Annotated in this window: 20 protein-coding genes; 14 read left to right on the top strand and 6 right to left on the bottom strand. The window is 30.4% G+C overall.

What is annotated here, in order from left to right; all coding sequences use genetic code 11:
- From FRY74_RS07555 to FRY74_RS07615, 13 genes are all read left to right on the top strand, one after another.
- Complete coding sequence (locus tag FRY74_RS07555) at positions 1-1,098, top strand: glycosyltransferase (protein ID WP_170227979.1); 1,098 nt, start codon at positions 1-3, stop codon at positions 1,096-1,098.
- Positions 1,098-3,023 (top strand): asparagine synthase (glutamine-hydrolyzing), encoded by a 1,926-nt coding sequence (gene asnB / locus FRY74_RS07560; RefSeq protein WP_147100158.1) that lies wholly within the window; start codon positions 1,098-1,100, stop codon positions 3,021-3,023. Before FRY74_RS07555 ends, asnB (FRY74_RS07560) begins: the two co-directional genes overlap by 1 nt.
- Positions 3,023-4,162, top strand: a complete 1,140-nt coding sequence (locus tag FRY74_RS07565) for a glycosyltransferase (RefSeq protein WP_147100160.1) — start codon at positions 3,023-3,025, stop codon at positions 4,160-4,162. Before asnB (FRY74_RS07560) ends, FRY74_RS07565 begins: the two co-directional genes overlap by 1 nt.
- On the top strand, positions 4,152-5,399 hold the full coding sequence (locus FRY74_RS07570; RefSeq protein ID WP_147100162.1) for a hypothetical protein: 1,248 nt from the start codon (positions 4,152-4,154) through the stop codon (positions 5,397-5,399). The genes FRY74_RS07565 and FRY74_RS07570 overlap by 11 nt, the downstream gene beginning before the upstream one ends.
- Positions 5,399-6,496, top strand: a complete 1,098-nt coding sequence (locus FRY74_RS07575; protein ID WP_147100164.1) for a glycosyltransferase family 4 protein — start codon at positions 5,399-5,401, stop codon at positions 6,494-6,496. Before FRY74_RS07570 ends, FRY74_RS07575 begins: the two co-directional genes overlap by 1 nt.
- 130 nt (positions 6,497-6,626) lie before the next feature.
- The gene (gene asnB, locus FRY74_RS07580) at positions 6,627-8,492 is read left to right on the top strand and encodes an asparagine synthase (glutamine-hydrolyzing) (RefSeq protein WP_147100166.1); all 1,866 of its coding nucleotides are present in this window, start codon (positions 6,627-6,629) and stop codon (positions 8,490-8,492) included.
- A 72-nt stretch (positions 8,493-8,564) separates the two neighbouring features.
- Positions 8,565-10,670 (top strand): bi-domain-containing oxidoreductase, encoded by a 2,106-nt coding sequence (locus tag FRY74_RS07585; protein ID WP_147100168.1) that lies wholly within the window; start codon positions 8,565-8,567, stop codon positions 10,668-10,670.
- Positions 10,670-11,830, top strand: a complete 1,161-nt coding sequence (locus FRY74_RS07590; protein ID WP_147100170.1) for a glycoside hydrolase family 88 protein — start codon at positions 10,670-10,672, stop codon at positions 11,828-11,830. The genes FRY74_RS07585 and FRY74_RS07590 overlap by 1 nt, the downstream gene beginning before the upstream one ends.
- Positions 11,823-12,581, top strand: coding sequence for a hypothetical protein (locus FRY74_RS07595; protein WP_147100172.1), 759 nt, complete (start codon positions 11,823-11,825; stop codon positions 12,579-12,581). Before FRY74_RS07590 ends, FRY74_RS07595 begins: the two co-directional genes overlap by 8 nt.
- Positions 12,578-13,411: a formyltransferase family protein gene (locus tag FRY74_RS07600; protein WP_147100174.1), complete on the top strand. Its 834-nt coding sequence runs from the start codon at positions 12,578-12,580 to the stop codon at positions 13,409-13,411. Before FRY74_RS07595 ends, FRY74_RS07600 begins: the two co-directional genes overlap by 4 nt.
- A 69-nt stretch (positions 13,412-13,480) precedes the next feature.
- Positions 13,481-14,539 carry a hypothetical protein gene (locus FRY74_RS07605; protein ID WP_147100175.1) on the top strand — a complete coding sequence of 353 codons (1,059 nt, stop codon included), beginning with the start codon at positions 13,481-13,483 and terminating at the stop codon, positions 14,537-14,539.
- 16 nt (positions 14,540-14,555) lie between these two features.
- On the top strand, positions 14,556-15,590 hold the full coding sequence (locus FRY74_RS07610) for a sugar transferase (protein WP_147100178.1): 1,035 nt from the start codon (positions 14,556-14,558) through the stop codon (positions 15,588-15,590).
- 9 nt (positions 15,591-15,599) lie between these two features.
- On the top strand, positions 15,600-17,216 hold the full coding sequence (locus FRY74_RS07615) for a hypothetical protein (RefSeq protein ID WP_147100179.1): 1,617 nt from the start codon (positions 15,600-15,602) through the stop codon (positions 17,214-17,216).
- A gap of 14 nt (positions 17,217-17,230) precedes the next feature.
- Here the strand turns inward: FRY74_RS07615 and FRY74_RS07620 are convergent, their stop codons facing one another.
- Positions 17,231-18,331: a hypothetical protein gene (locus FRY74_RS07620; RefSeq protein WP_147100181.1), complete on the bottom strand. Its 1,101-nt coding sequence runs from the start codon at positions 18,329-18,331 to the stop codon at positions 17,231-17,233.
- Positions 18,332-18,450: 119 nt separating this feature from the next.
- On the opposite strand from FRY74_RS07620, the gene FRY74_RS07625 reads away from it, so the two are divergent.
- On the top strand, positions 18,451-19,560 hold the full coding sequence (locus FRY74_RS07625; RefSeq protein WP_147100183.1) for an SPOR domain-containing protein: 1,110 nt from the start codon (positions 18,451-18,453) through the stop codon (positions 19,558-19,560).
- On the opposite strand, the gene FRY74_RS07630 is transcribed toward FRY74_RS07625, so the two are convergent.
- The 5 genes from FRY74_RS07630 to purB form a co-directional block, all read right to left on the bottom strand.
- Positions 19,557-20,345 (bottom strand): hypothetical protein, encoded by a 789-nt coding sequence (locus FRY74_RS07630; RefSeq protein ID WP_147100185.1) that lies wholly within the window; start codon positions 20,343-20,345, stop codon positions 19,557-19,559. The genes FRY74_RS07625 and FRY74_RS07630 overlap by 4 nt on opposite strands.
- A gap of 102 nt (positions 20,346-20,447) precedes the next feature.
- Positions 20,448-20,906 (bottom strand): hypothetical protein, encoded by a 459-nt coding sequence (locus tag FRY74_RS07635; protein ID WP_147100187.1) that lies wholly within the window; start codon positions 20,904-20,906, stop codon positions 20,448-20,450.
- Positions 20,907-20,951: 45 nt separating this feature from the next.
- Positions 20,952-22,781: an ABC transporter ATP-binding protein gene (locus tag FRY74_RS07640; RefSeq protein ID WP_147100189.1), complete on the bottom strand. Its 1,830-nt coding sequence runs from the start codon at positions 22,779-22,781 to the stop codon at positions 20,952-20,954.
- A 23-nt stretch (positions 22,782-22,804) separates the two neighbouring features.
- Positions 22,805-23,671 carry a glycosyltransferase family protein gene (locus tag FRY74_RS07645; protein ID WP_147100190.1) on the bottom strand — a complete coding sequence of 289 codons (867 nt, stop codon included), beginning with the start codon at positions 23,669-23,671 and terminating at the stop codon, positions 22,805-22,807.
- Complete coding sequence (gene purB / locus FRY74_RS07650) at positions 23,671-25,026, bottom strand: adenylosuccinate lyase (protein ID WP_147100192.1); 1,356 nt, start codon at positions 25,024-25,026, stop codon at positions 23,671-23,673. The genes FRY74_RS07645 and purB overlap by 1 nt, the downstream gene beginning before the upstream one ends.
- Between the last annotated feature and the right edge of the window lie 92 nt (positions 25,027-25,118).

Genomic DNA, 25,118 nt, shown 5'->3' on the forward strand with positions numbered 1-25,118 from the left:
TTGGTACTGCCCGAACTTTTCCCCGATTTTGAAGGCGACTGGAAAGGTGTTTTTGTAGAAGATTATTTAAAAAGTGTCGAAAATATTGATACTCAAACTCTTTATATTCGGTTAAGAGGAAAAGAAAAAGGAATTAGTGATGAACTTTTTCGAGGTCAATTTAAAGTAAGACGATACAACCTTGCCAATAAAAAAGTAAGTGCATTTTTAAAGCCTTTCAAATATGTTCAATGGTTTTTAAAAGGAACTCAATTAGGCTCATCGTATAGCGATACAACAATAATTCATGCACATGGAGCTATTTTAAACGGAACACTGGCTTATTTAATTAGCAAAAAATTAAAGGTTCCTTTTGTAGTTACTGAACATACTGGTCCTTATTCCAGAATTTTAGATAGTTGGCTAAAAAGCAAAATTTCCAAATTTGTATTCAATAAAGCAGCCAAAGTATTGGTGGTGAGTAAACATCAAAAACAGCAGGTGTTAAAGTTGGGAATCGCTGCCGATAAAGTTGAAGTATCTTACAATCCTGTTAATACCGACATTTATCAATTAAGCACTTCAACTGCTAAAAATATAGTCTTTGTAAGTCGGCTAGATAAATTTAAGGGAGGGTTAAGAACGCTTAAAGCGTTTCATCAACTTTTAGATAAACATCCAGATTATACCTTAACGATTATTGGAGAAGGAGAAGATTTGGAGGCGATTGAACGATACATTTCCAAAAATAATTTATCAAAGAATGTAATTTTAAAAGGAACATTAACTAAAGCTGAAATTGCTGAAGTGTTTAGCAATAGTAGTTTTATGGTTTTTCCTAGCCGGCACGAAACTTTTGGTTTAGTGGTAGCAGAAGCATTAAGTTCTGGTTTGCCTGTTGTTTGTACTAACCAAACAGCACCGAAAGAATTTATCAACGATAAAAATGGTATATTAGTTCAGCCCAATAATGTAAATGAAATAGCTGCGGCTATGGAGCAAATAATAAAGCATAGAAGCGATTACAATGCTCAAGAAATTCGCCAACAAGTGATAGATCGATTTGGATTGGAAAGTTTTGGAAAGTATTTGATAGACGTTTATAAAGCAATAATTTAATGTGCGGAATAGCAGGAATATATCAGCCCAAAGGAATTGAGATTGAAGAAGTTATCACTTTGTCTCAAACCATAAAACATCGCGGACCCGACGATGAAGGGTTTTTTCTAGCTAGCCCTGAACAAGTGCAACATTGCAGAGGAAACGATACCATTTCTGAATTACAATCGTTAAAGCACCTTTCTGAAATTAATTATTCACCCAACTTAGCTTTAGTCCACAGGCGATTATCCATTTTAGATATTTCGGCTTTAGGACACCAGCCCTTAACAACAGCAGACGAAAGATATACGATTGTTTTTAATGGGGAGGTATATAATTTTAAGGAAATTCGGCAAGAATTAGAACAAAAAGGGTATGGATTTAAATCACATTCAGATACCGAAGTAATTATCAATGCTTTTGCTGAATGGGGAAAAAATTGTGTTTCTCAGTTTGTAGGGATGTGGGCATTTGTTATTTACGATAATCAAGAAAATACTTTAACACTTTCTAGAGATAGATTTGGAATAAAACCGCTTTATCTTTTTAAGAACGAAAATTGTTTTGCTTTTGCTTCTGAAATTAAAGCTTTACTAAAATTAAAAGCAGTTGACAAAAGTATTTCGAATGAAAATTTAGGAAGTTATTTAGCATTTGGAACAACTGCAAAACCCTATCAAAACTTATTTGAAAACATTGTAGATGTTGAACCAGGCTGTAATTATCAGTTCTACTTAGAAGACTTTTCATTGACTAAAGAATCCTATTTTTCAATTGATGAAAAGGTTGCTAATAATAAAGCAGACATTGAAACCAACATTCAAAATTTTGAGGAACTGTTTAATGATTCTATTGCTTTGCATTTAAGATCAGATGTGGAAATTGGATCCTGTTTAAGTGGTGGATTAGACTCAAGTGCAATAGTTTACTCAGCTAGTAAGCAATTAAAAGATGTTCCGTTAAAAACGATAACAGCAGCATATCAAAACAAAATTATTGATGAATCGGAATATGCCAAAATGGTGGCTAACGATTTAAAAAATGTAAAAGATATTTATACTTATCCTGATGCTAAAACTTTAGTAGCGGATATGGATAAAATGATTTATGCTCAGGATTTGCCTATTGGTTCAACTTCTATTTTTGCACAATGGGAAGTGATGAAATGTGCTGGGCAGAACAATATAAAAGTTTTATTGGACGGGCAAGGAGCTGATGAAGTTTTGGGTGGCTACTACAATTTTGCTGGAATTCATTTAATTGAATTATTGAAAAAATTTCAGTTTAATCGATTTTTTAAGGAATACCAGCAACTCAAAAATAACTTTACCCCCCAAATAAAAAATGCAGTATTAAGAGCTGCATATTATTATTTACCAAGCAGCTTACAAAAGCAACTTAGAGCAAAAGAACGTTTGAGTTATAATTTTATCAATCCAAATAAGGTAAACGAACTACAATTAGTTATTCCTAAAAGAGGAGGAAAAACCTATTATGAACACGTTGATTTAAGTGTTAAATTTGGTATGTATGAATTATTGAGGTATGAGGATAGAAATTCAATGGCTTTTTCTATTGAATCACGAGTTCCATTTTTAGACCATAGATTGGTAGAATTTATCAGAGCTTTACCCAACGAACAAAAGATACACAAAGGATGGACGAAGTATGTGCTTCGAAAAATGTTAAATGATAAACTGGACGATAAAGTAGTTTGGCGAAAAGATAAAAAAGGTTTTGTAACGCCTCAGCAAGATTGGAAAAATGAATTGATGAAGAAACTGACCGAGGAGTTAAAAGATAGTGAAATCCCATCAATAATGGATAGAAGTTATGTGTTGCAGTTGTGTGATAAAGACTTCTCTAATGCATCGCATTTAAGTGAGTTTTGGAGAGCTTATTCAGTTATTAAATGGTATAATATTTATAATTTAAAAGGATAATGAAAATTGCAATTGTATGTGGACACTTTATTCCTTCAATGGGTTACATTGAAGTCCATTTAGCAAATGCTTTTCATCAATTAGGACATGAAGTAAAAGTCTTTACTTCAAGAATTATTCCTTCTTATGTTCAATCGGTAGCTAAGCTAACAGATAATACACCTTATAAAATTTTGAGATTGCCTGCCAGTTTTTCTATGGGGCAAATGGTTAAATCGAAAGGATTGGCTAAAGAAGTTCAACTTTTTGAACCTCAATTAGTCATCTGTATTGGTGTGGGAAAATTATTTCCTAATCCGATTTATGAAATTAAAGACAGAAAATTTAAGCTCATTACCTTATTAGGTGATAATGAAGAAACTTACACTACGAAAAGTGCTATTAAAAAGCTGAAGAATACCATTCTTCAACAGGTGTTTAAGAAAAAAGTTTACTTAAAAGCCATCAAAAAATCGGATGTTCTTTTACCTTATACACCATCAACTATTGATGTAATCACTCAATTTGTGAGTGAAAAATATGCTAATTTGTTAAAAGAAAAAAGCCAGCAAATTTCCCTAGGATTTGATGAAGCGCATTTTTTTTATAATGACTTGGAACGAAGAGAAGAACGAAAACAGTTGGGAATTGGAGAGAATGATACACTTCTCATTACAACAACTCGTGTAGTTCCAGAAAAAGGATTGGAGAAAGTAATTGATTTAGTAGAGTCAGTAAATCAAAAAGGATTTCATATTAATTACCTCATTGTTGGTTTTTTGGAAGATGAATATGGTATACAATTGCAGCAATACATTTCTCAAAAGGAATTTAAAAACAGAATTATTTGTAAGTCGTTTACTCACGCTTCTGAAACTAGAAAATATTACAATGCAGCCGATTCAGCAATTTTTACTCGTGCTGCCATTTCTATTTTTGAAGCACTGGCAACTGGGTTGTTTTTGTTGTTACCAAAACAAAAAAACATCAGTCATATCTTAACCAATAAAAATGGCTTTTATTTTACAGATTTGAACGAAGAAGTGATGATTGAAAGTATTAATCATCAGAAAGAAAAAAGGCAAGAACGCATAAGTGAAGCAAAGAAATTTTCTTATGGTAATTTAGCAACTCAAATTATAGCCTTAAGTGAAATTTAAAGATTGGAAAATATGGCTGAAATCCAAACCGTGGATTTTAAAATGGTTTATCATTGTGGTACTTTTACGACCAATTATTGATAACCTTTATTTTCTAAAAAACATTTCTCCATTTTTATCGCCACTTTATATTGTGGGAGTCTTAACTCCTGTTTTGGTTCTTATAGTTATAGCTAAACTTCCAAAACCCAAAAGAACCAAGTTGGATAAATATTTTAATATTTGGTCGGTTTTTATATTGTTGGGTACTTTTTTTGTTATTCTTTTCGATCCACTTTCAGCTATTTCATTTGAATTTTTATTGAAATTAACCATCCCAATTTACCTCTATTATTTTGCTCGAAGGTTTATCCAATCTAAAAAGGATTTAGATGGAATTTTAACTACATTTTTATACTCTGGAGCATTTGTAGCAGCTATTCTTATTTATGAGTTAGTTTTCGGAGCCATAAGAGTAGTTGAAAGTAGAGGTATGGAAAGAATACAAGGGAGTTTTGGTGATGTAGTTAGTTATGGTATTTACTTAGCTTTTTGTTTTTTAATTGCTACCTACTTTTACTTTTCACGCAAGGGTGAAATTCCTAAAATAAAGCGAACTAGAACAGTTATTATCGTTGGAGTTTTGTGTGTGTTAACTTTGGTTAATATTCATCACATTGCATCTTATACTATCTTTTTCGGAATCTTGTTATTGTTTATGGTGTTTAATTTTAAAGCCAATAAAGGTGCAGCAATAAGTTTATCTGTTTTGGTGTTTTTAATTTTTTACCTTTTTGGTCAACCCATTATCGAAGAAAAAATAGCACCCTTACTAGAAACTGATATTGAGGTTTATGAAGGAGAACAAGAGTCTGGACGATTAATGCATGGTAGAGTAGGGCGTTGGACTGCAATGTTTGAAACCTTTACTAACGAAAATGTATTTGCACAATTTTTTGGATACCCAACAACTTTAAAATATTCATTTCATTATGTAGGAGTAGGGTCGCACAACGATTATGTAAGAATGTTGTTCTTGTCAGGTTATTTTGGGTTGTTTTATTACATCACTTTATTAGTAATATTTTATAATCGTGCAAAGAAATTAAAGAATGCTACCAAGTATTTAGCCTTTGGAACACTCGGAATTTTAGTTCTGTTTTCAATTAGTATTGTGCCTACTTATTACCCTCCATTTATGTATGTGGTAATGTGTGTGTTTGCCTATGTGGCTTTACCTAAACAAATGCAAACATAATGGAACATAAACCAACCATATTGATTTTAGGTAAATTGCCTCCACCTTTAATGGGACCAGCTATTGCTACACAAATTATTCTTAATTCATCATTAAAAAATCAGTTTAAACTCATCCATTTTGATACAAGAATAAATGCAGAAGTTGCCACGATGGGTAAATGGAGTTTTTCTAAATTTTTTAAAAGTATAACCTTATACAAACGTTATAAATCAATTGTTAAAGAGCAAAAGCCAGATGTAATATTGGTACCCATTAGCCAAACTACAATGGGGTTTGTAAAAGATGCGCCATTCATTTTCATAGGAGCAAAATATGCTAAAGTTATTGTTCAATTAAGAGGAAGTAATTTTAAGAATTGGCTTTCGGCTGCAGGAAATTCGACTAATAATTTTGTAAGGAAAACCCTAAAAAAATGTGAGGGAGTTATTGTTTTAGGAAAAAACTTAAAACATTTATTTGAAGATTTTTTTACCGAAGAACAGATTTTTGTGGTTCCTAATGGGGCTGATTATGAGTTGAAAACAAAAAATGAAGAAGGGTTAAATCTATTATATTTAGCTAATTTTTTACCCTCAAAAAGCTTTGATGACGTGCTAAAAGCAGTAGCGTTGTTAAAACAAAAAGGGATTACAAATTTTAAGCTAAATGCTGCCGGAGCTTGGGATAACGAAACCTTTAAGCAAAATTGCTTGTCTATAATTGAAGAAAATAAATTGGACAATGTAACATTGTTTAAACCACAAGCAGGAGAAGATAAAATGCAGTTGTTCGCCAACGCTGATATTTTTGTTTTTTGCCCAAAAATGCCTGAAGGACATCCATGGGTAATTGTTGAAGCCATGGCGAATAGTTTGCCGATTATTGCTACCGACCAAGGTGCAATAATAGAATCGGTAATAGATGGAGAAAACGGGTTTATAATACCTGCAGAAAAGCCAGAAATGATTGCTGAAAAATTAGAACTATTAATTACAGACAGTAATTTACGTGCTCAATTTTCGATAAAATCTAAAGCAATTTATACGGCTAATTTTACGGAAGAAAAAATGGTGGAAAATTTAAAAAGTGTATTTAAATGGATAATTGAAAGCTAGCTTTCGTATAACGTCTTTGTTGGAAACGTTTTAATGTTTCTTACATTGTGTTAAACGAAGTTAGCGTATTTTAAGGAGAAAGTCAATACATAAAAAAGTAAAACCAGCAATTTCTTTTACCTTTGTCTTTATGTGCGGAATAACAGGTTATATAGCTAATCGTAAATTACCATTAAATACTATGGTAAGCGCATTAGAGCATCGTGGTCCAGATGCTTTTGGTCTATATGAATCTACCATTAATAACAAGTTTGTTGGTTTAGGTCATACTCGATTAAGTATTTTAGATTTATCTGAAAATGGCAATCAACCTTTTGTATCTAATGACAAAAAAGTTCAATTGGTTTTCAATGGAGAAATCTACAATTTTAAAGAGTTAAAAGCAACATATTTAAAAAACGAGAGCTATAAATCGAATACCGATACTGAGGTTATTTTAAAGTTGTATCAGCAAAAAGGAATATCTTTTTTAGACTTTTTAAATGGTGATTTTGCTATCGCTATATTAGATGAGAACGAGAATAAATTTTACCTGATTAGAGATAGAGCAGGGGTAAAACCACTTTATTTTTCATTTAAAAATGAGGAGTTAATTTTTGGGTCGGAAATTAAATCTATTTTAAAAGCAGGTGTAAAAGCTGAATTGGAAATAGAAAATTTACAAAAGTATTTTGTGTTTAAATATTCTCCGGCAAATGAAACCTTGTTTAAAAATATTAATCGCTTAAAAGCTGGACATTTTGCAGTTTATGACATTAATGATTCTTCTTTTCAAATAAAAAAATATTGGGAGCCTCACCAAAAAGATAAATACAAGGGCATTAGCTTTCAAGACGCACAAATAGAAATAAAAAGTTTATTGCAAGATGCTACCGAAAAACGTTTAATTGCAGATGTTCCCGTAGGTACTTTTTTATCTGGTGGGTTGGATTCTTCCATTATTGCTTCCTTTTTAAAAGGAAATGAAAATATTATGCATTATTGTGCAAGTAAGGAAACAAAAGACCTTATTAAAGAAGGGACAACTTCCGATTTTAAATACGCTCAACAACTGGCTAATGAGTGGCATTTAAATATGACAGAAATTCCAATAGGAAGCGATAATACTAACATAGAGCAAATTAGAAATACCATTAAATATAGTGATGATTTAATTGCTGATGGCTCACAGATTCCTTCGTTTTTGATTACCCAAAAAGCTGCAGAACAATCTAAAGTTATTTTGAGTGGAATGGGTGCCGATGAAATATTTTTAGGTTATGCAGGTCATCAAATGACTTTGTTGGATGGTTGGCTTGGCAAACTTCCGTTAGATAAATTTATCGCTAAAAAATTATACAGCATTGATCAAGGAAATGGAAGGTTAAAAGCCTTTAGAAGGTACTTACATAAACTGGGTAAATATTATAATTATCCAAATTATAAATATGGTTTATATACAATTGTAGGAGATTTTGAAAATTCGCTATCAATTTTTAAAGGAGATACTGAAGCAACAAAACAAATGTTAAGTAATTATTTTCCTGAAGGAAAAGACCCTTATGAATGCTTTAAAACTTTTGAGTTTGAGAATTTTTTACAAAAAAATGTTGCTTATTTAGACAGAATGACCATGGCAAATGGAGTAGAAGGAAGAGTTCCTTTTTTAGATCATAGAGTTATAGAATTTGCTCATTCTATCCCAAGAAAATATAAATTAAGTAATTCGGGCACAACAAAAACTGTTTTAAAAGAAGCATTTAAAAACGACTTACCCAATTATGTTACCAATAGAAGAAAAGCTGGTTTTGGGATGCCTTTAAGAAGTATATTTAGTTCAGAAAAAAAGATTAACGATTTATTAGATAGAGAGTTATTAGTAAGTATTGATGGTTTTTCTATGGATGATATTGAGAAATCTATTCAGTCTCATTTATCAGGTAGAGAAGATAATTCAGCATTAATTTATGCTTTAATTTCTTTTCAGGAGTGGTACAAAATGTACATTTTAGATTAGGAGTTTTTCCTTTATGAATGTTATCTTTACATTCTATCAATTTTTAACTAAACGATTTACTGAATTCTACTTATGGATCAATTAACACAGAATTTAAAAGATGGACATATGCAGTTACTTGAAGTGCCATTTCCAGCTTTAGGTGAAGGACAAGTAATGGTAAGAAATCATTATTCGGTAATTAGTGCAGGTACAGAAGGGAAAACAGTTAAAGATGCTCGATTAAGTTATATTGGAAAAGCTAAAGCCAGACAAGAAGAAGTAAAGAAAGTAATTGCTGCCGCGAAAACGCATGGAGTAATGAAAACCTATAAAATGGTGATGAATAAGCTAGAATCACCAAATCCTATGGGGTATAGTTGTGCTGGAGAAGTCATTGCCATATCTGATGATATAAAACATTTAAAAGTGGGAGATTTTGTAGCGTGTGGAGGTCAAACTGCCAATCATTCAGAAGTTGTAGTTGTACCTAAAAATTTATGTGTTAAAATAGATAATCCAGAGGTAGTTAAAAGTGCATCTTTTGCAACCATTGGAGCTATTGCTTTACAAGGAGTTAGACAAGCAGAACTAACCCTAGGAGAGAATTGTGTGGTAATTGGTTTAGGAATAGTTGGTCAGTTAACCGCTCAGCTGTTAAGAGCTTCAGGAGTTAAAGTTATTGCTTTAGATATAGACCAGAATCAGGTAGATTTAGCCATGAAAACTGGATTTAAAAATGCTTTTAACAGTAATGATGAGGGTATAGGAAGTGTGATAGAACAAATTACCAATGGTAATGGTGCCGATGCAGTAATCATTACAGCAGGTACATCATCTTTACGGCCTGTTAATTTTGCTGGTGAAATAGCAAGAAAAAAAGCGAAAGTGGTAATTGTTGGTGCAGTTCCAACAGGATTTGATAGAAAACATTACTTCAAAAAAGAATTAGATTTAAGAATGTCATCTTCTTATGGCCCTGGTCGTTATGATAACGATTATGAACAAAAAGGCAATGACTATCCAATAGGTTATGTTCGTTGGACAGAGAATAGAAATATGCAAGCTTTTGTAAGCTTAGTAGAAGATGGGAAGTTAGATTTAGAGAGTTTAATCTCTCACCAGTTTAATTTTGAAAAAGCTAAAGATGCTTATCAATTAATAGTTGATAGATCAGAGCATATATGTGGGATTGTTTTAAAATATGACACCACAAAAGAGTTGAAAAGAACCATAAAAATCAACGAAAAAAGTTACAATTCTAAAGATGTAAATATTGGTTTTATTGGAGCAGGTTCTTTTGCACAAAACTTTTTACTTCCTAATTTAAGAAACGAAAAGTTAGTTAATGTTGCTACTGCTAGAGCAACAACAGCAAGAAATGTAGCCAATAAGTATGGTTTTGATAACTGTACTGGAGATGCTAATGAGGTAATTAACGATAAAAATATAAATACAGTTTTTATTGCTACGCCTCATAATTTACATGCTAATTATGTTATCCAAGCTTTAGATGCAAACAAAAATGTTTTTGTAGAAAAGCCACTTTCTTTAACAAAAGAAGAATTAGAAGCGATTAAAGAAGCAGAAAGTAAAAGTTCGGGGCAAGTAATGGTTGGATTTAATAGACGATTTGCTCCTCAAATTATAGCTTTAAAAAAGGAATTAAATGAGGGTTTGCCAAAAGCCATTAATTATAGAATTAATGCAGGTAAACTTCCTGCTGATCATTGGACTCAAGATCCAAAAGTAGGTGGAGGAAGAATTATTGGAGAAGCTTGCCATTTTATAGATTTATGTGCTTTTATAGCTGGTTCAGCAATAACTAAAGTAGATGCAAATGCATTAAAAGATGCCAATAACTTGTTAGATACAGTGAGCATAAGTCTAGCTTTTGAAAATGGAAGTGTTGCAAGTATTTCTTATTTTTCTAATGGTAGTAAATCATTAAATAAAGAATATTTAGAGGTTTTTTGTGGTGAAAAAGCCATTGTTTTAGATGATTATAAAACAATGGATATTTTAGGAAAAGGAAAGAAAACCATAAAAAATGGATCTCAAGATAAAGGACATGCTACAGAAATAGAAGAATTTTTATTGGCAATAAAAGAAGGGAAGGAACTTCCAATTTCTTTTACTGACTGTTACAATTCAAGCAAAGCTACTTTTACAGTTTTAGATAAAATTAAAGGAGCCTAGTGGATATTTTTCAATCACGAAATAATCTTCAGGCTTATATAGAATCTGAAAATTTTAAGGGGTATGACCCTTATGACACCTTGAATTCTCCTATACCTTTTCATTGGTTAGGGAAGTGGGGGCCAATTTTGGCTATTCAATTTCAGAAAAGAAATCCATTTAACATTAGAAATCTTTTAGGTATAAATAAAGATTATAATCCGAAAGCAATTGGGTTGCTCTTGCATACTTATTCTTTAGATTATCAGAAAAATAAAAGCGAAACAACATTAACCAAAATGGAGTTTCTTTTTACTTGGTTAATCGATAACAAAACCAAAGGGTTTGATGAATATTGTTGGGGGTATAATTTTGATTGGGCAAGTCCAGTTAAGTTTTTAGAAAAATTTTCTCCAACAATAGTGGTTAGTGGATTTGTATCTAAAGGAGTTTTTGAATATTACCAAGCTACTAAAAATCCTAAAGCTTTAGAGGTTTTAAAAAGCATAGGTGATTTTACTGAACATAAGTTGACTTGGAGTAAGACAGAAAAAGGGTGTTGTGTAAGTTACAGCACAAAAGCTGTAGATTGTTGTTACAATGCTAATATGTTAGGAGCAGAGTTGTATGCAAGATTATATTTTTTAACTAAAGAAGAAAAGTATAAAGATTTAGCATGTAAAATGACAGATTTTACAATTGCTTATCAAAAAGACTCTGGTTTATGGAATTATAGTATTGATTTAAAAACAGGAAAAGAGCGAACCCAAATTGATTTTCATCAAGGATATGTGTTGGATTCGATTCATTATGTTTTAAAATATTGTGGAGAAAACGCTAGTTATTTAAATGCACTTAAACTTGGTGCAGCTTATTATTTCAAAAATCAGTTTAAAGAAACAGGTCAATCTATTTTTAGAGTTCCCAATGAATATCCAGTAGAAATTCATAACCAATCACAAGGAATAATTACCTTCACAAGGTTGTCTTATTTGTCGGCAGACTATTCAGTTTTTTCTGCTACTATTGCTAATTGGACTATAAAAAATATGCAGAGTAAAAAAGGGTTCTTCTATTATAAAAAGTATCCTTTGTATACGATAAAAACTCCTTTTATGCGTTGGAGCCAAGCATGGATGTTCTTAGCGTTAACAGAGTTAAAAAATGCTCAAAATGGCTAAAGATTTTACGTTAGAGAAATATGAAGCATTTTTAAAAGCTGCAATTGATAATGGATATCAATTAGTTTCTTATCAAAACTATTTAAATAATGATTTTGAAAAGGTTTTGATTTTAAGGCATGATGTGGATAAAAAACCACAAAATTCATTAAGAACAGCTCAATTACAACATCAATTAGGTGTAACAGGAACCTATTATTTTAGAGCTGTTCCTGAAAGTTTTGATGTTAGCGTAATTAAACAAATAGCAAATTTGGGTCATGAAATTGGTTACCATTATGAAGACCTTACAATTTGTAAAGGTGATTATGAAAATGCAATTGTTCATTTTGAGAAATGGTTAACTAAGCTAAGAGAATTCTATCCTGTTAAAACAGTTTGTATGCATGGGAGTCCGCTTTCAAGACATGATAACCGAAAGCTTTGGGATAAATACAACTATAAAGATTTTGGTTCAGTAGCTGAACCTTATTTTGATATTGATTTTAATGAAGTTTTTTACATTACCGATACAGGAAGAAAATGGGATGGAAATAAAGTGAGTGTTAGAGATAAAGTAGCCTCAAAATTTGAGCTCACATTTCATTCTACAGATGATTTGATAATAGCTTTCAAAGAAGGAAAATTGCCTAATAAAATAATGCAGAATATTCATCCACAACGTTGGTCAAATAATAGGTTAGAATGGATACAAGAGTTATTTTTGCAAAACATTAAAAACAGCATAAAAAAAGCATTATTTGTTAAGTGAGTAAATTAAGAGTATTTATAGTATCTCAAGAAGAACCTTTTTACATTCCTAAAGTAATTCGTTATTTAGTTGAGCATCAAAATGAAAATTTTGAAATAGTTGGAGCATCACGCTTACAGCCTCATCGTAAAAATAAAACAATGAAAGATTGGTTGCTGGAGCGTACTCAAATTTATACTTATTGGGAGCTTTTTATAACAACTTGTTTTTTTATTTATTGTAAAATTGGATTTAAAATTTTAGCAAAAATGGGTGTTGATAATCCATTTTCTGTAAAACATGTTTATGCTAAAAATGCAATTAATGAAATTGAAACAAACGATATCAATTCCCCATTCTATTTAACTAAACTCAGAGAGTTAAAAATAGATGTTGTATTGTCTATTTCACCCCCTCAATTATTTGGTAAAGATTTATTAAATCTTCCAAACAAGGTTTGTTTAAATGCACATGGCACCTTGTTGCCAAGGCATAGAGGTGTTTTTGGAAGTTGGTGGATGTTGTTTAATGGGGACAAAGAAATAGGAACAACTATTCATACAATGGTAGAGAAACTAGATGCTGGAGAAATTGTATGGCAAAAAGAAATTCCAATGCCAGCTCAACCAACCCAATATGCAATTGCTTACCATACAAAAAAAATTATGGCAGTAGGTTTAGTAGAAACCTTAAATAAATTGAATGTTAAGAGTTTAGATGTAATTAAATCTCCTTATCAAGAGAGTTATCATAGAGCACCAACAAAAGAACAAGGACGAAGTTTTCACAAAAAAGGATTGAGAGTAGTGACATTCAAAAATGCTAAGCTCACGCTTTCAAAAAGTTTTTAAACAAAATGCTGTATTTCTTTATCGTTCCTTTATAAGGATTTACTCTCATTTTTATTATTATTGCTGAATATGGCAAACAAAGCGGAAACATTTTTATTTTATTTGGGTCACCCTGCTCATTATCATAATGTTTCTGTGGTTATTAAGCAATTATCTGCAAAAGGTTTTAGAGTAGTTATTGTTGCTAGAGGTAAAGATGTGCTTTTTGATTTATTGGAGGGATTACCTTATGAAATTATTTACCTTAAACCGAGAAAAGGTAAAAGTAAATTAGCATTGGTTAAAACAATTCTTTTTAGAGAGTTCGTTTTATTTCGTTTAGCTTTAAAGTATCGCCCTAAAATGCTTATAGGAACAGATATTGTTATTGCTCATATAGGTAAAATCATAAATATTCCTTCTGTAATATTAAATGAAGATGACGCTAAAGAGGTTCCTTTTTTAGCTAAATACGGCTTTAAATATGCAACAGCAGTATTTTCACCTAATAGCTGTGATATAACTCCCTATAATAATAAAGTTGCTTATCAAGGCTACCACGAGTTAGCTTATTTGCATCCTAATTATTTTACCCCAGATAAATCTAAAGTTTCAGAGTTGGTTAAAGATGATGAAGATTACTTTATTTTAAGGTTTGCCGAACTTACAGCGCATCATGATGAAGGTAAAAATGGTATTGATTTGGTTATAGCAAAAAAGCTAATCAAGCTATTATCTCCTTTTGGTCGAGTTTATATTACCTCAGAGCGAAAATTAGAAACGGAACTTGAATCTTACCGTATTCATATACAACCTAAAAATATACATCATGCATTATTTTATGCTAAGATGTATATTGGGGATAGCCAAACTATGGCAGCTGAAGCGGCAGTTTTAGGAACTCCTTCGGTTCGTTTTAATGATTTTGTTGGTAGATTAGGGTATTTAGAAGAGTTGGAACATAAGTATAGGTTAACGGTTGGTGTGCCAACTAATAATCCTGATTTGCTTTTTTCTAGAATAGAAACGTTGTTGAATAACAAAAATCTTGAAGGAGATTTTAAACAAAGAAAAGAGTTAATGCTGAGAGATACTATTGATGTAGCTGAGTTATGGACTAAGTATTTTATTGAAAACAGGAAAAAATAACTACTTTTAAGAGAGAATGAATAAAGGGATAATTATAGCGGAGCAAGGAGAGAAAACTTATGCGTATTTATCTAAATTTCTTGATATAGAAAGTGAAGATGTTGAAGTTGTTAAAACTACTACTGCTTTTAATGTGTTAAAAATACCTTCATCAAAAAAGGGAATTATCAACTTAAATAAGATTAACGATATTAAAAAAATCAATGATTTTTTTAAGTTAATTAATGATAAATTAGAGAATGGTGGAGTTTTTATTGGTTGTGTAGAAACCAAGAAGGAACGAAGAAAGAGAATTTATAAGAAGTATCCGATTGGAATTGCTCAAATATACTATCTATTTGATTTTATTTTTAAACGTGTTTTTTCAAAGCTTTGGATTACTAGATGGCTTTATTTTTTTGTTACTGCAGGAAGAAATCAGGTTCTATCTAGGGCTGAAGCATTAGGAAGATTGGCTTATTGTGGCTTTGAAATAGTTAATGAACATGAAATTGATAACATTAACTATTTTGTAGCTAAAAAAATAAAGACTATTGAAAATGTAAAAGAACCTCGTTTTAGTATTTTATTTAGAATGAATAGAGTAGGAGAAAATGGAGAGCTAATTAATGTTTATAAAATAAGGACAATGCATCCTTATGCAGAGTATTTGCAAGACTATATTTATAAAATTAATGATTTACAGAAAGGAGGTAAATTTAAAAATGATTTTAGGGTAACTACTTGGGGGAAAGTTTTAAGAAAGTTATGGATAGATGAGTTACCAATGTTAGTTAATTTAATTAAAGGACAGCTTAAAATTGTGGGTGTTCGACCTTTAAGCAAACATTATTTAAGTTTATATAGTTCAGAACTAATCGAAAAGAGAAAAACAATTAAACCTGGATTGATTCCACCATTTTATGCTGATATGCCTGAAACCTTGGATGAAATAATGGATTCAGAATTAAAATATATAGATGCCTATTTAAAGAATCCTTTTTCTACTGATTTAAAGTATTTTTTTAAGGCGTTTTCAAATATTATTATTAAAAAAGTTAGAAGTAATTAATCAATAAATATGTTAAAAAGAATCACTCTTTTACTTTTTGTGTTTGTAGGTTTTAATACAATTAAAGCACAGGTTGTTATGCAGCCAATTTCGTCAAGTGTATATGAATTTTTAGATGAAATGGCACAAATGAAATACATTGAGTTGAACTCTTCGGTAAAGCCATATTCTAGAAATTTTATAGCAAAAAAGTTAGTTGAAATAGAAACTCATAAAGATGAATTAAACAAAAGGCAAACAAAAGAACTAGCTTTTTACTTTAGAGATTTTAATAAAGAATTAAAGGCGAAAGGTGATTTTGAAAAAAGGAAAGATTTGTTTTTTTATAAAGATAGTCTATTCACTTTAAGTGTAAATCCAATACTAGGAATGGAATATGGAACAAATAGTTCTGGAAATTATATTCATCGGCGTAACGGAGGAGAATTATATGGATATGTAGGAAAGCATTTAGGTTTTTCTGCAAGTTTAAGAGATAATGGTATTTCGGATATTTTAACTTCACCACAATTTTTAACTTATAGCCAAGGAGGTAATTTTAAGATTAATCAAGGTCAAGAAGGAGCAAGAAGTGATTATAGTGAAGCCTTGGGTTCGATTTATTATTCAACTGAATGGATGAGGTTAGGTTTTTCTAAAAATAATTTTACTTGGGGAGATAATTATCACGGAGCTAACATCCGTTCTGATAAAGCTCCTTCTGTAGGCTACATAGATTTTAACTTATCACCAGTTAAATGGTTTGAATTAAACTATACGCATTCTTGGTTGGTTTCGGAGCTTATAGATAGTAACAGAAGTTTTACTTATAATAATGTAGCTCGCGATATATTTATTAATAAAAATAGAGCAGCTAATCTTTTTACATTTAAACCTTTTAAAAGATTACATTTTTCTGTTGGTAATTCTATCATTTATTCAGATGATGCAATAAAACCATTTTATTTAATCCCTTTTATGTTTTACAAATCTGTAGATCATACCTATAATAGTGCAGGAAGTAATGCGTTAGGTCAAAATTCGCAGATGTTTATAAATATTAGCTCTAGACAAATTAAACACCTACACTTATATACCTCAGTTTTTATCGATGAGATTAGTATTGGAAAAATATTTGATTCAGAAAAAAGTTCTAATATATTGAGTGCTAAATTAGGTTTCAAGATAAATAACTTTCCTATAAAAAATACATACATAATTGCAGAGTATACAAGAACAAATCCATGGACATACCGTCATCAAATTGAAACAACAACATATGCTTCTAATGATTATACACTTGGACATTATTTAGGTGAAAATGCACAGGAGATTTATTTAGAGGGTGGTTTTAGGTTGTTTAGAGGTCTTAAAGCTTCATTGTCTTACTTGTTTGCTAAAAAAGGAGCAGAACATGTATATGAACTTGTTGCAGGTAATGCTAATGTTAAGGGTTTACCATTTCTAGAAACTGTTGTATGGCAAAACCAAACTGTTGAAGCATCACTTAGTTACGAAATAATTAATGATGGTTTTGTTTATGCAAAAGTAAGATTAAGTGATATTACTGGTGATGAAAATTATACACCTAAAATTTATAGAGGTGATAAAACAACAATAGTAGGAGGAATAAACTTTGGATTCTAGGAGAGAATTAAATTCTATTTTCCAATAAGGTATTGCATTTCAAAAAGCTTAAGCTGAGTTTCAAATAATTTGAGCCTTATGTTAAGTAACTCATCATCTTCTTTAACTTTCTTTTTATTACTTCCGAATAGTCCTATTTTATTTACAGGTGCTTCACTAACGTTTTCAACCTTTTCTTTGGTAGGTTTATTTTTTTTTTGACGTTTTTTAGGTGCATCATCAAGGGTTCTATTAAAGTTATAGGTTAACCCAATACCTGTGTAATTATATTTGTCTTTTGCTGTCCAGCTTCTGTTAAAAGCATCAAGTCGATCTGTAAAAGTTGAAGTTTGTGTAAGATCAAAATGAACATCTACTTTATGACTGATTTTGTAAGTTAAAATTATTCCATAAGGTATAGTAAAGGCTTTAGCCTTTGGAGTTTTATCGCTTAGAACTTTTTGAGCAGTACTAATAGTGTTATCAGACTCTATGTAACCTTCAAAATCTTTAGTGTTTAATGTTTCAGAATCAAATAATTGTGTCCTATACCACATGTATCCAAGCCCAAAGTTAGAGTATAGCTTTAATCTAGTCTCAGTTTTCTTTTTGAATAAAACAGCACCTAAATCATATTTTACTTGTAGAGCCAAATTAAAAAATTGATTTCTGAAAGATATTTGTGATGAATTTTTACCGGTTTTTCGTGTTCCAATTAAACGTCCTCTTTGGTAGCTTAATTCAGCTCCTAAGCCCCATTTTATATCTCTAGCAATAGAAAGCTTAAATCCAGGAGTAAGATATTGTTTCAATTGGTCTGTACGAGGTAAAAAGCTATAAGCGGCTAAATCTCCAAAATAATTATTTGTTCCTAAAGAGAAGCTTACTGAAGCTCCGTCAAAGACTTTTCCTAAATTTTTATCTGGTATAATTTCAGATGAATTATCATCTTCGGAAGAAGAAATAATATTTTCTTCTTTAACTATAGGGAATGAAGAAGTTGTATTATCTTCGGGAGTAGTGTTAATTATTTCTTCCTCGTTCAATACAGGAGAAGATACACTTGCGCTATCTGTAGATTCTTGGGCATAAGAATTTATGCTTAAGAAAATAAATATTGATAAAAGGTATCTCATAGGTTTAGTATACTAAAAACAACTAACAAATATCGAGTAATATTATAGTTTATCCAAATTTTGCTTGTAATTTGTTTATGTTTACTTACAAATATCAACATTGTTTGTATTTTTGATATATGATTAAACATCAGTTAATTTATATTCTTTTTTGCATCTTTTCTACATTTTTTCAGTCATTAAATGCTCAAAAAATTGAATTAAACGCTTATGAAAATAAAGCTAAAGCTTTTGCCATATTAGCTGCACAATACAATACTGATGCTTATAACTATTCTAGAAAGAACTATTTTTTAAGTTCTAAAAAAGAAATATTAAGTAATTGCGATAGTGGATTAGTTTCTATAGAAATAGCTCAAAAATTTACAGATAGTTCTTTGTTTTACGCAGGAGATACTTGTTATCATGCTAAGAAATTATTGCAGATAGTAAGAGCATATCAAACAGAATCTAAAAATGCTTTTTTAAATGTTGCTAATGGCTCTAATTTCCAATCTTTTAATCGCTTTTCTGAAATTGCTATGTACAATATGGGGAACGCTATTTCTGATGCTTATATGGCCTCTTTACTTATTAAAACGAAGACGATTACTTCACAATTAAAAGATGATAAAAGGAGTTTCACCCGTTTAGAATCGGATGAGAATTCTTATGTTACAATTAAACAACTTTATACAAATAGATTGATTGAAATAAGAGATGAAATTAAATTACTTGAAGTTGAAAGTAAAAATAGTAGCGGAAAAGATTTACTTGAGATTAATAATGCAATTAACCTTTTAAATGAAGAAGAAAAACAATATGTAAATAAGGTTAATAATTCTGAATACAAATTAATTAATGTGAAGAATGAATTGAGTGCTGAAATGATGCAAATAGTTAATGGAGATGTCTTTGTTACAGATAAAAAAGGATTTTATAATGAAAATGTTCCAATACCAACTAATGTTGAAATACCAATGGGACTAGTTTATCGAATTCAAATAGGCTTTTTTGCTAACCAGCTTACTCCTGAACATTTTGATGGTATTTTTCCAATTTCTTCTCAAAAAATAGATAATGTTTATTACCGATATGAAGCTGGAAATTTCCCTACATATGAAGAAGCTCAACAGTCAAAAAAGATTATTATTAATAAAGGATACTCAGATTCTTTTTTGATAGCTTATTATAATCGAAAAAAAATATCAATTAGCGAAGCATTACAGAAACAACAACAATCTAATTAATCTTCTAATCTAGAAACCCATTTAATACTATTAATCATCATTAAGTTAGTATTAGGAGTTGCATTTATACCTTTTAAACCGAAAACTAAATTAATATCTTGCATATATCTGTTTGTGAAATCAGTAAGGGGAATTTTAATTTCTTTAAATGAGTTAGTGTCTAATATATTGGTAGAAACTGTTAGTGGATCACTCTGAAGGAATACACCACAATTACTTCCTCCGGCATTAAGTTGATTACCGTGAATCATAACTTCAAAAGTTGAAATTAATGCATCTGGATGAAGTTTAGCATTAAAAATTAGATACCCATTTTTAAATTCGGCAGCATTTTTCTTGTTCAAAAGTTGAACAATTAATTGATATTTACCTTCAGCATCACTACTTAATAACAAATAAGTATCACCTTTTACAATAGTATCTCCAGGGGTTATAGTAGTATCTGGTAAAAGTATAGGTGTTAATGTGCTGTCGCCAGGAGTAATAGTTGTATCAGCAGGAATAAAAGTAGAGTCTGGATTTAAAAAAATTGTAGTGATATCTGTATGACAACTTTTAACAATAAATGATCCTGTAACTGCATCTCCCCAATAACCAATCTTACCGTTTTCCCATATTGTAAAGGTAGAGTCTAAATATTGACAAGAGCCATCATCTTCAACTGCCAAGTTGTTGTAATTAATTGATTTAGGATCTGTACAACCTTTCTTAACCTCATCTTTACCACAAGAAACAGCAAAAAAAGTAATAACTGAAAGAGTAACAATGCTTAGTAAAGTTTTCATAGTATAGGTATTAAATAATCCTTCAAATTAATTAAATCAAAGATACATTTTTTTAAGCATCATAAAAAAATGGATTTTATCAATAAAATGATGGCAAGAATTTTATAAACATTTTTTCACTTTTCTTTCGTGAGCTTGTTTTGCTTCCATATTAGATTGATCACCTTCAAATAGAATTTTACAATCACCAGTTTTCATGTTATTTAACTCTTCCATTGCATTATCAAATTCAGCATCATCTTCTGTTTCAAGCATTGTTTTTTCTAATTGCTTTTGTTTTTTTACGCAATCACAAAAAGACATTCCGCCTGTTTCTTCAATGTTAGTTTCTGAATTAGCTTTTAAAGATTCTTGTAATGTTAAATTCTCGTCTTCATTAACTTCCTCTTGATAAACACCTGTTGAACTTGTATCGGCAGCTGTAACTTCAGCATTAGCATTATCTATAAAAACTTCTTCAACTACGGTTGAATCTTGATTGATTTCTTCTTGATTATTTTCAGTTGAATTGCAAGAAAATAACAGTAAAGTAATTGAAAGTAAAAAAGTTAAGTGTTTCATTGAGTAGCCTGTTTTATTTGTTTTGTTTAAAGATAGAAAAATATTTTAGTTTGAGAAAGTTTGTAAATCAGATAGCCTTTTATAAATTCCTTCTTGAGATAAAAGTTGACTATGCGTACCTCTTTCAGCTATTTCGCCTTTTTGTAATACTATAATTTCATCTGCATTTTGAATAGTAGAAAGTCGGTGTGCAATAACTATTGAAGTTCTGTTTTTCATCAATTTAGTCAATGCATCTTGAACCAATTTTTCTGATTCGGTATCAAGAGCAGATGTTGCTTCATCTAAAATTAAAATAGGTGGATTTTTTAATACCGCTCTAGCAATACTTAATCGCTGTCTTTGTCCGCCAGATAATTTACCACCTCTGTCACCGATGTTTGTATCGTATCCATTTTCTAGTTGAATAATAAATTCATGAGCATTTGCAATTTTAGCAGCTTCTATTACTTCTTCTCTTGAAGCATTATTAGTCCCGAATGAAATATTATTAAATACACTATCATTAAATAAAATAGATTCTTGTGTTACAACACCAATTAAACTTCTTAAACCATGTAGAGATAGATTTTTAATATTGATTCCATCAATTTCAATAGCTCCAGAACTTACATCATAAAAACGAGGTAATAAATCAGCTAAAGTAGATTTACCTCCACCAGATTCTCCAACCAAAGCAATAGTCTTCCCTTTTTCTATTTTTAAATCAATATTATTTAAAACGATATCGCTTTTATTGTAAGAAAAAGAAACATTATTATAATGGATATTTTCATTGATTGTATTAAGAATTTCTGGATTTTCTTTTTCAAGTATTGGATTTTTAGCACTTAAAATTGCATCAACTCTATCTGCTGAAGCAGCACCTTTTTGAACGATTGCATAGGCAGAAGAAAATGCTTTAACAGGGGCGATAAGTTTTGCAAAAATGATAATATAACCTATAAATTCTCCGCCATTAAAATCTGAATTTCCATCTAAAACTAAACTACCTCCATAATATGCTAAACCAACCATAGCCATTGCTCCTAAAAACTCACTAATTGGAGAAGCTAAATCTCTTTTTCGTGTCATTTTAAGAGTTAACGAAGCGTAAGAAGAATTTTGTTGATCAAAATGCTTGTTTGAACTCTCTTCAGCATTAAATGCTTTAATTATTCTTAATCCTGTAAGTGTTTCTTCAACAGTAGATAATAAAACACCCATTTGTTGTTGCACTCTTGAAGATGAACGTTTTAAACTTTTTCCTAAACGACCAATTACTAGTCCTGTTATAGGAAGCAGTATTAAAGAAAAGAGGGTTAAATGAGGATTAATTGCTATCATTACTGCCAATGATAGGATTACAGAAATAGGCTCTCTAAAAAGCATCTCTAATGAATTTAGAATAGAGAATTCTATTTCCTGAACATCAGTAGTAATCCGAGATAAGATGTCGCCTTTTTTTTCTTCTGAATAATAGGATAGTGGTAGAATTAGTATTTTGTTATAAATATCTTTTCTTAAATCTTTTACAATACCAGTTCTCATTACAGCAATAAAAAACAAAGCTAAATATCTAAACAAGTTCTTTAATAAGAACATAGCTCCAACAAGAACGCAAACAAAATATAGTGCAGCTAATTTGTCATTATCTGCAATGTATTGGTTCATTGTAAAATTAAAATAGGCTTCAAAATAGTCTTTAGAGAAACTGAATTGAGGTAATGAAGAAACAATAACTGTTTTTTCATTGAACAAAAGATTTAAAAAAGGGATGAAAAGTAGCATTGCTACAAGTTCAAATATTACAGAAAGAATATTGCTAATAATATTTAATAGCGCGTACTTCTTATAGTTTAAAGCATACTTTAATATTTTCTGGAGGTTTTTCATTTATTAAATTATAATCAAATCTACTAAAAACGATAGTTTTTATATTCACCAATTCTATATCCAGTTAATTTTTCTATAAAGTGGGTTATCTTTATCTTAAGCGGAAGTCTAATAATTGTAGGATCAAAACTAAAATTCCAATTCATTTTTTCAATTCTATTTTTCATTACGGATGGATGAGATTCATTAAACTTTTCTAATAAATCTATTGCGGTGTAATCAAATTCCTCAACATCTTTTATGTTTTGTTTCATCCAATTATCATCATGCCACATTTTGTTAAAACTTTGTTGTTTGGCTTGTTGCTGTTCTGGGTGTTTAACCCATCCATAGTGATAAATATAAGCATCAATTGCTTTTACTTTTAGTTTTTGATTATTAATTCTAAAACCTTGAGCATCTCTATAAGAACGTATTTTTTTATTGTTTTTTATGATTCTGATTTCATGTCTATACCATTTTCTTGATATGCCAACATAGTCGTAAGAGCCATAAAAATGTTTGTATTTAAAGAGTAATCCATCAATTGAAGAATTATTAGCTTCAAGCTCCAATTGTTTTTTAATTTCAGCGTGATATTTTTCGTGTACTATTTCGTCACTTTGGATATAAAAACACCAATCAAAATCTTCAGAAATTGCATCAAAAGCTTTATTTGTTTCGTCTGCTAAAACTTTACCTCCAACTCTTAAATTATCGTCCCAAATAGTTTCAATAATTTTTATTTTAGGTGAATTAATGCTTTTTATGAGTTCAAGTGTATCATCATCAGAATTTCCGACAGCGACTACAAACTCATCACAAAGAGGTAGAATAGAGTTAATAGATTCAACTACTGGATAGTCAAATTTTAGAGCATTTCTAATTATGGTAAAACCACAAACTTTCATTAAAATAATTCTACTCCTGTAAAGTTATAAGGAGTGATTTTTTTTAATTCAGCTTTGATTTCATCGTTTACATTTAATGTTTCAATAAAATCTGCAATAGAGGAAGCTGTAATTTTAGAATTAGTTCTTGTTAATTCTTTTAGCGCTTCATATGGTTTCGGGTAACTTTCTCTTCTTAATACAGTTTGAATAGCTTCTGCAACTACAGCCCAATTATTTTCTAAATCAGCAGCAATTTTATCTTCATTAATTAATAGTTTATTTAATCCTTTTATTAAAGAAGCAAGAGCAATTACAGAATGGCCGATAGGTACCCCAACATTCCTTAAAACAGTAGAATCAGTTAAATCTCTTTGCAAACGAGAAATAGGAAGTTTAGCCGAAAGGTGTTCAAAAATAGCATTTGCAATTCCTAAGTTTCCTTCAGAATTTTCAAAATCGATTGGATTAACCTTGTGTGGCATTGCAGATGAACCTATTTCACCTTCTTTAATTTTTTGTTTAAAATAGTCCATAGAGACATAAGTCCAAACATCTCGATCTAAGTCAATTAATATGTTATTTATTCTTTTTAGACCATCAAATAATGCGGCTAAATTATCGTAATGTTCAATTTGAGTTGTTGTTTGAGAACGATCTAAACCTAATTTCTTGTTTACATAATTATTAGAAAATTCAATCCAATTGTATTCTGGATAAGCAACGTGATGAGCATTTAAATTTCCAGTTGCGCCACCAAATTTTGCTGAAAAAGGGACAGCTTTAACTTGAGCTAATTGTTTTTCGATACGCTCAACAAAAACATAAAATTCTTTCCCCAATTTAGTTGGAGAAGCAGGTTGCCCGTGAGTTTTTGCTAACATTGGAATGTTTTTCCAATCGTTTGCTTTTTGTTTTATTAAATTTAATGCTTCCTCCAATAATGGATAAAAAACATCATTTAAAGCCTCTTTCAAGGTTAAAGGTACAGAAGTGTTATTGATGTCTTGAGAAGTTAACCCAAAATGAACAAATTCCTTAAATGCAGGGTTAATATTTAATTTGTCGAATTTATCTTTAATAAAATATTCAACAGCTTTAACATCGTGGTTGGTTACTTTTTCAGTTTCTTTAACTACTAAAGCATCTTCGTTAGAAAAATTGATGTAAATGTTTCTTAGATCAGAAAAACGATTCTTATCAAAATCTTTTAGTTGTGGTAAAGGTAATTCACATAAAGCGATAAAATATTCAATTTCTACTCTTACTCGATATTTAATTAAAGCTTCTTCTGAAAAGTAAGCTGATAAACTATTTGTAACTCTTCCATATCTTCCATCAATTGGAGAAATAGCTGTTAAAGGAGATAAATTCATTTCTTAAAAAATTATAAAAAAACAAAAGTAACCCTTTTAACTAGAATAAAAGGGGGTTTTATTACGTATATTTGATATAGTTTTTAATACGA

This window comes from Vicingus serpentipes (genome assembly GCF_007993035.1).
Classification (GTDB): domain Bacteria; phylum Bacteroidota; class Bacteroidia; order Flavobacteriales_E; family Vicingaceae; genus Vicingus; species Vicingus serpentipes.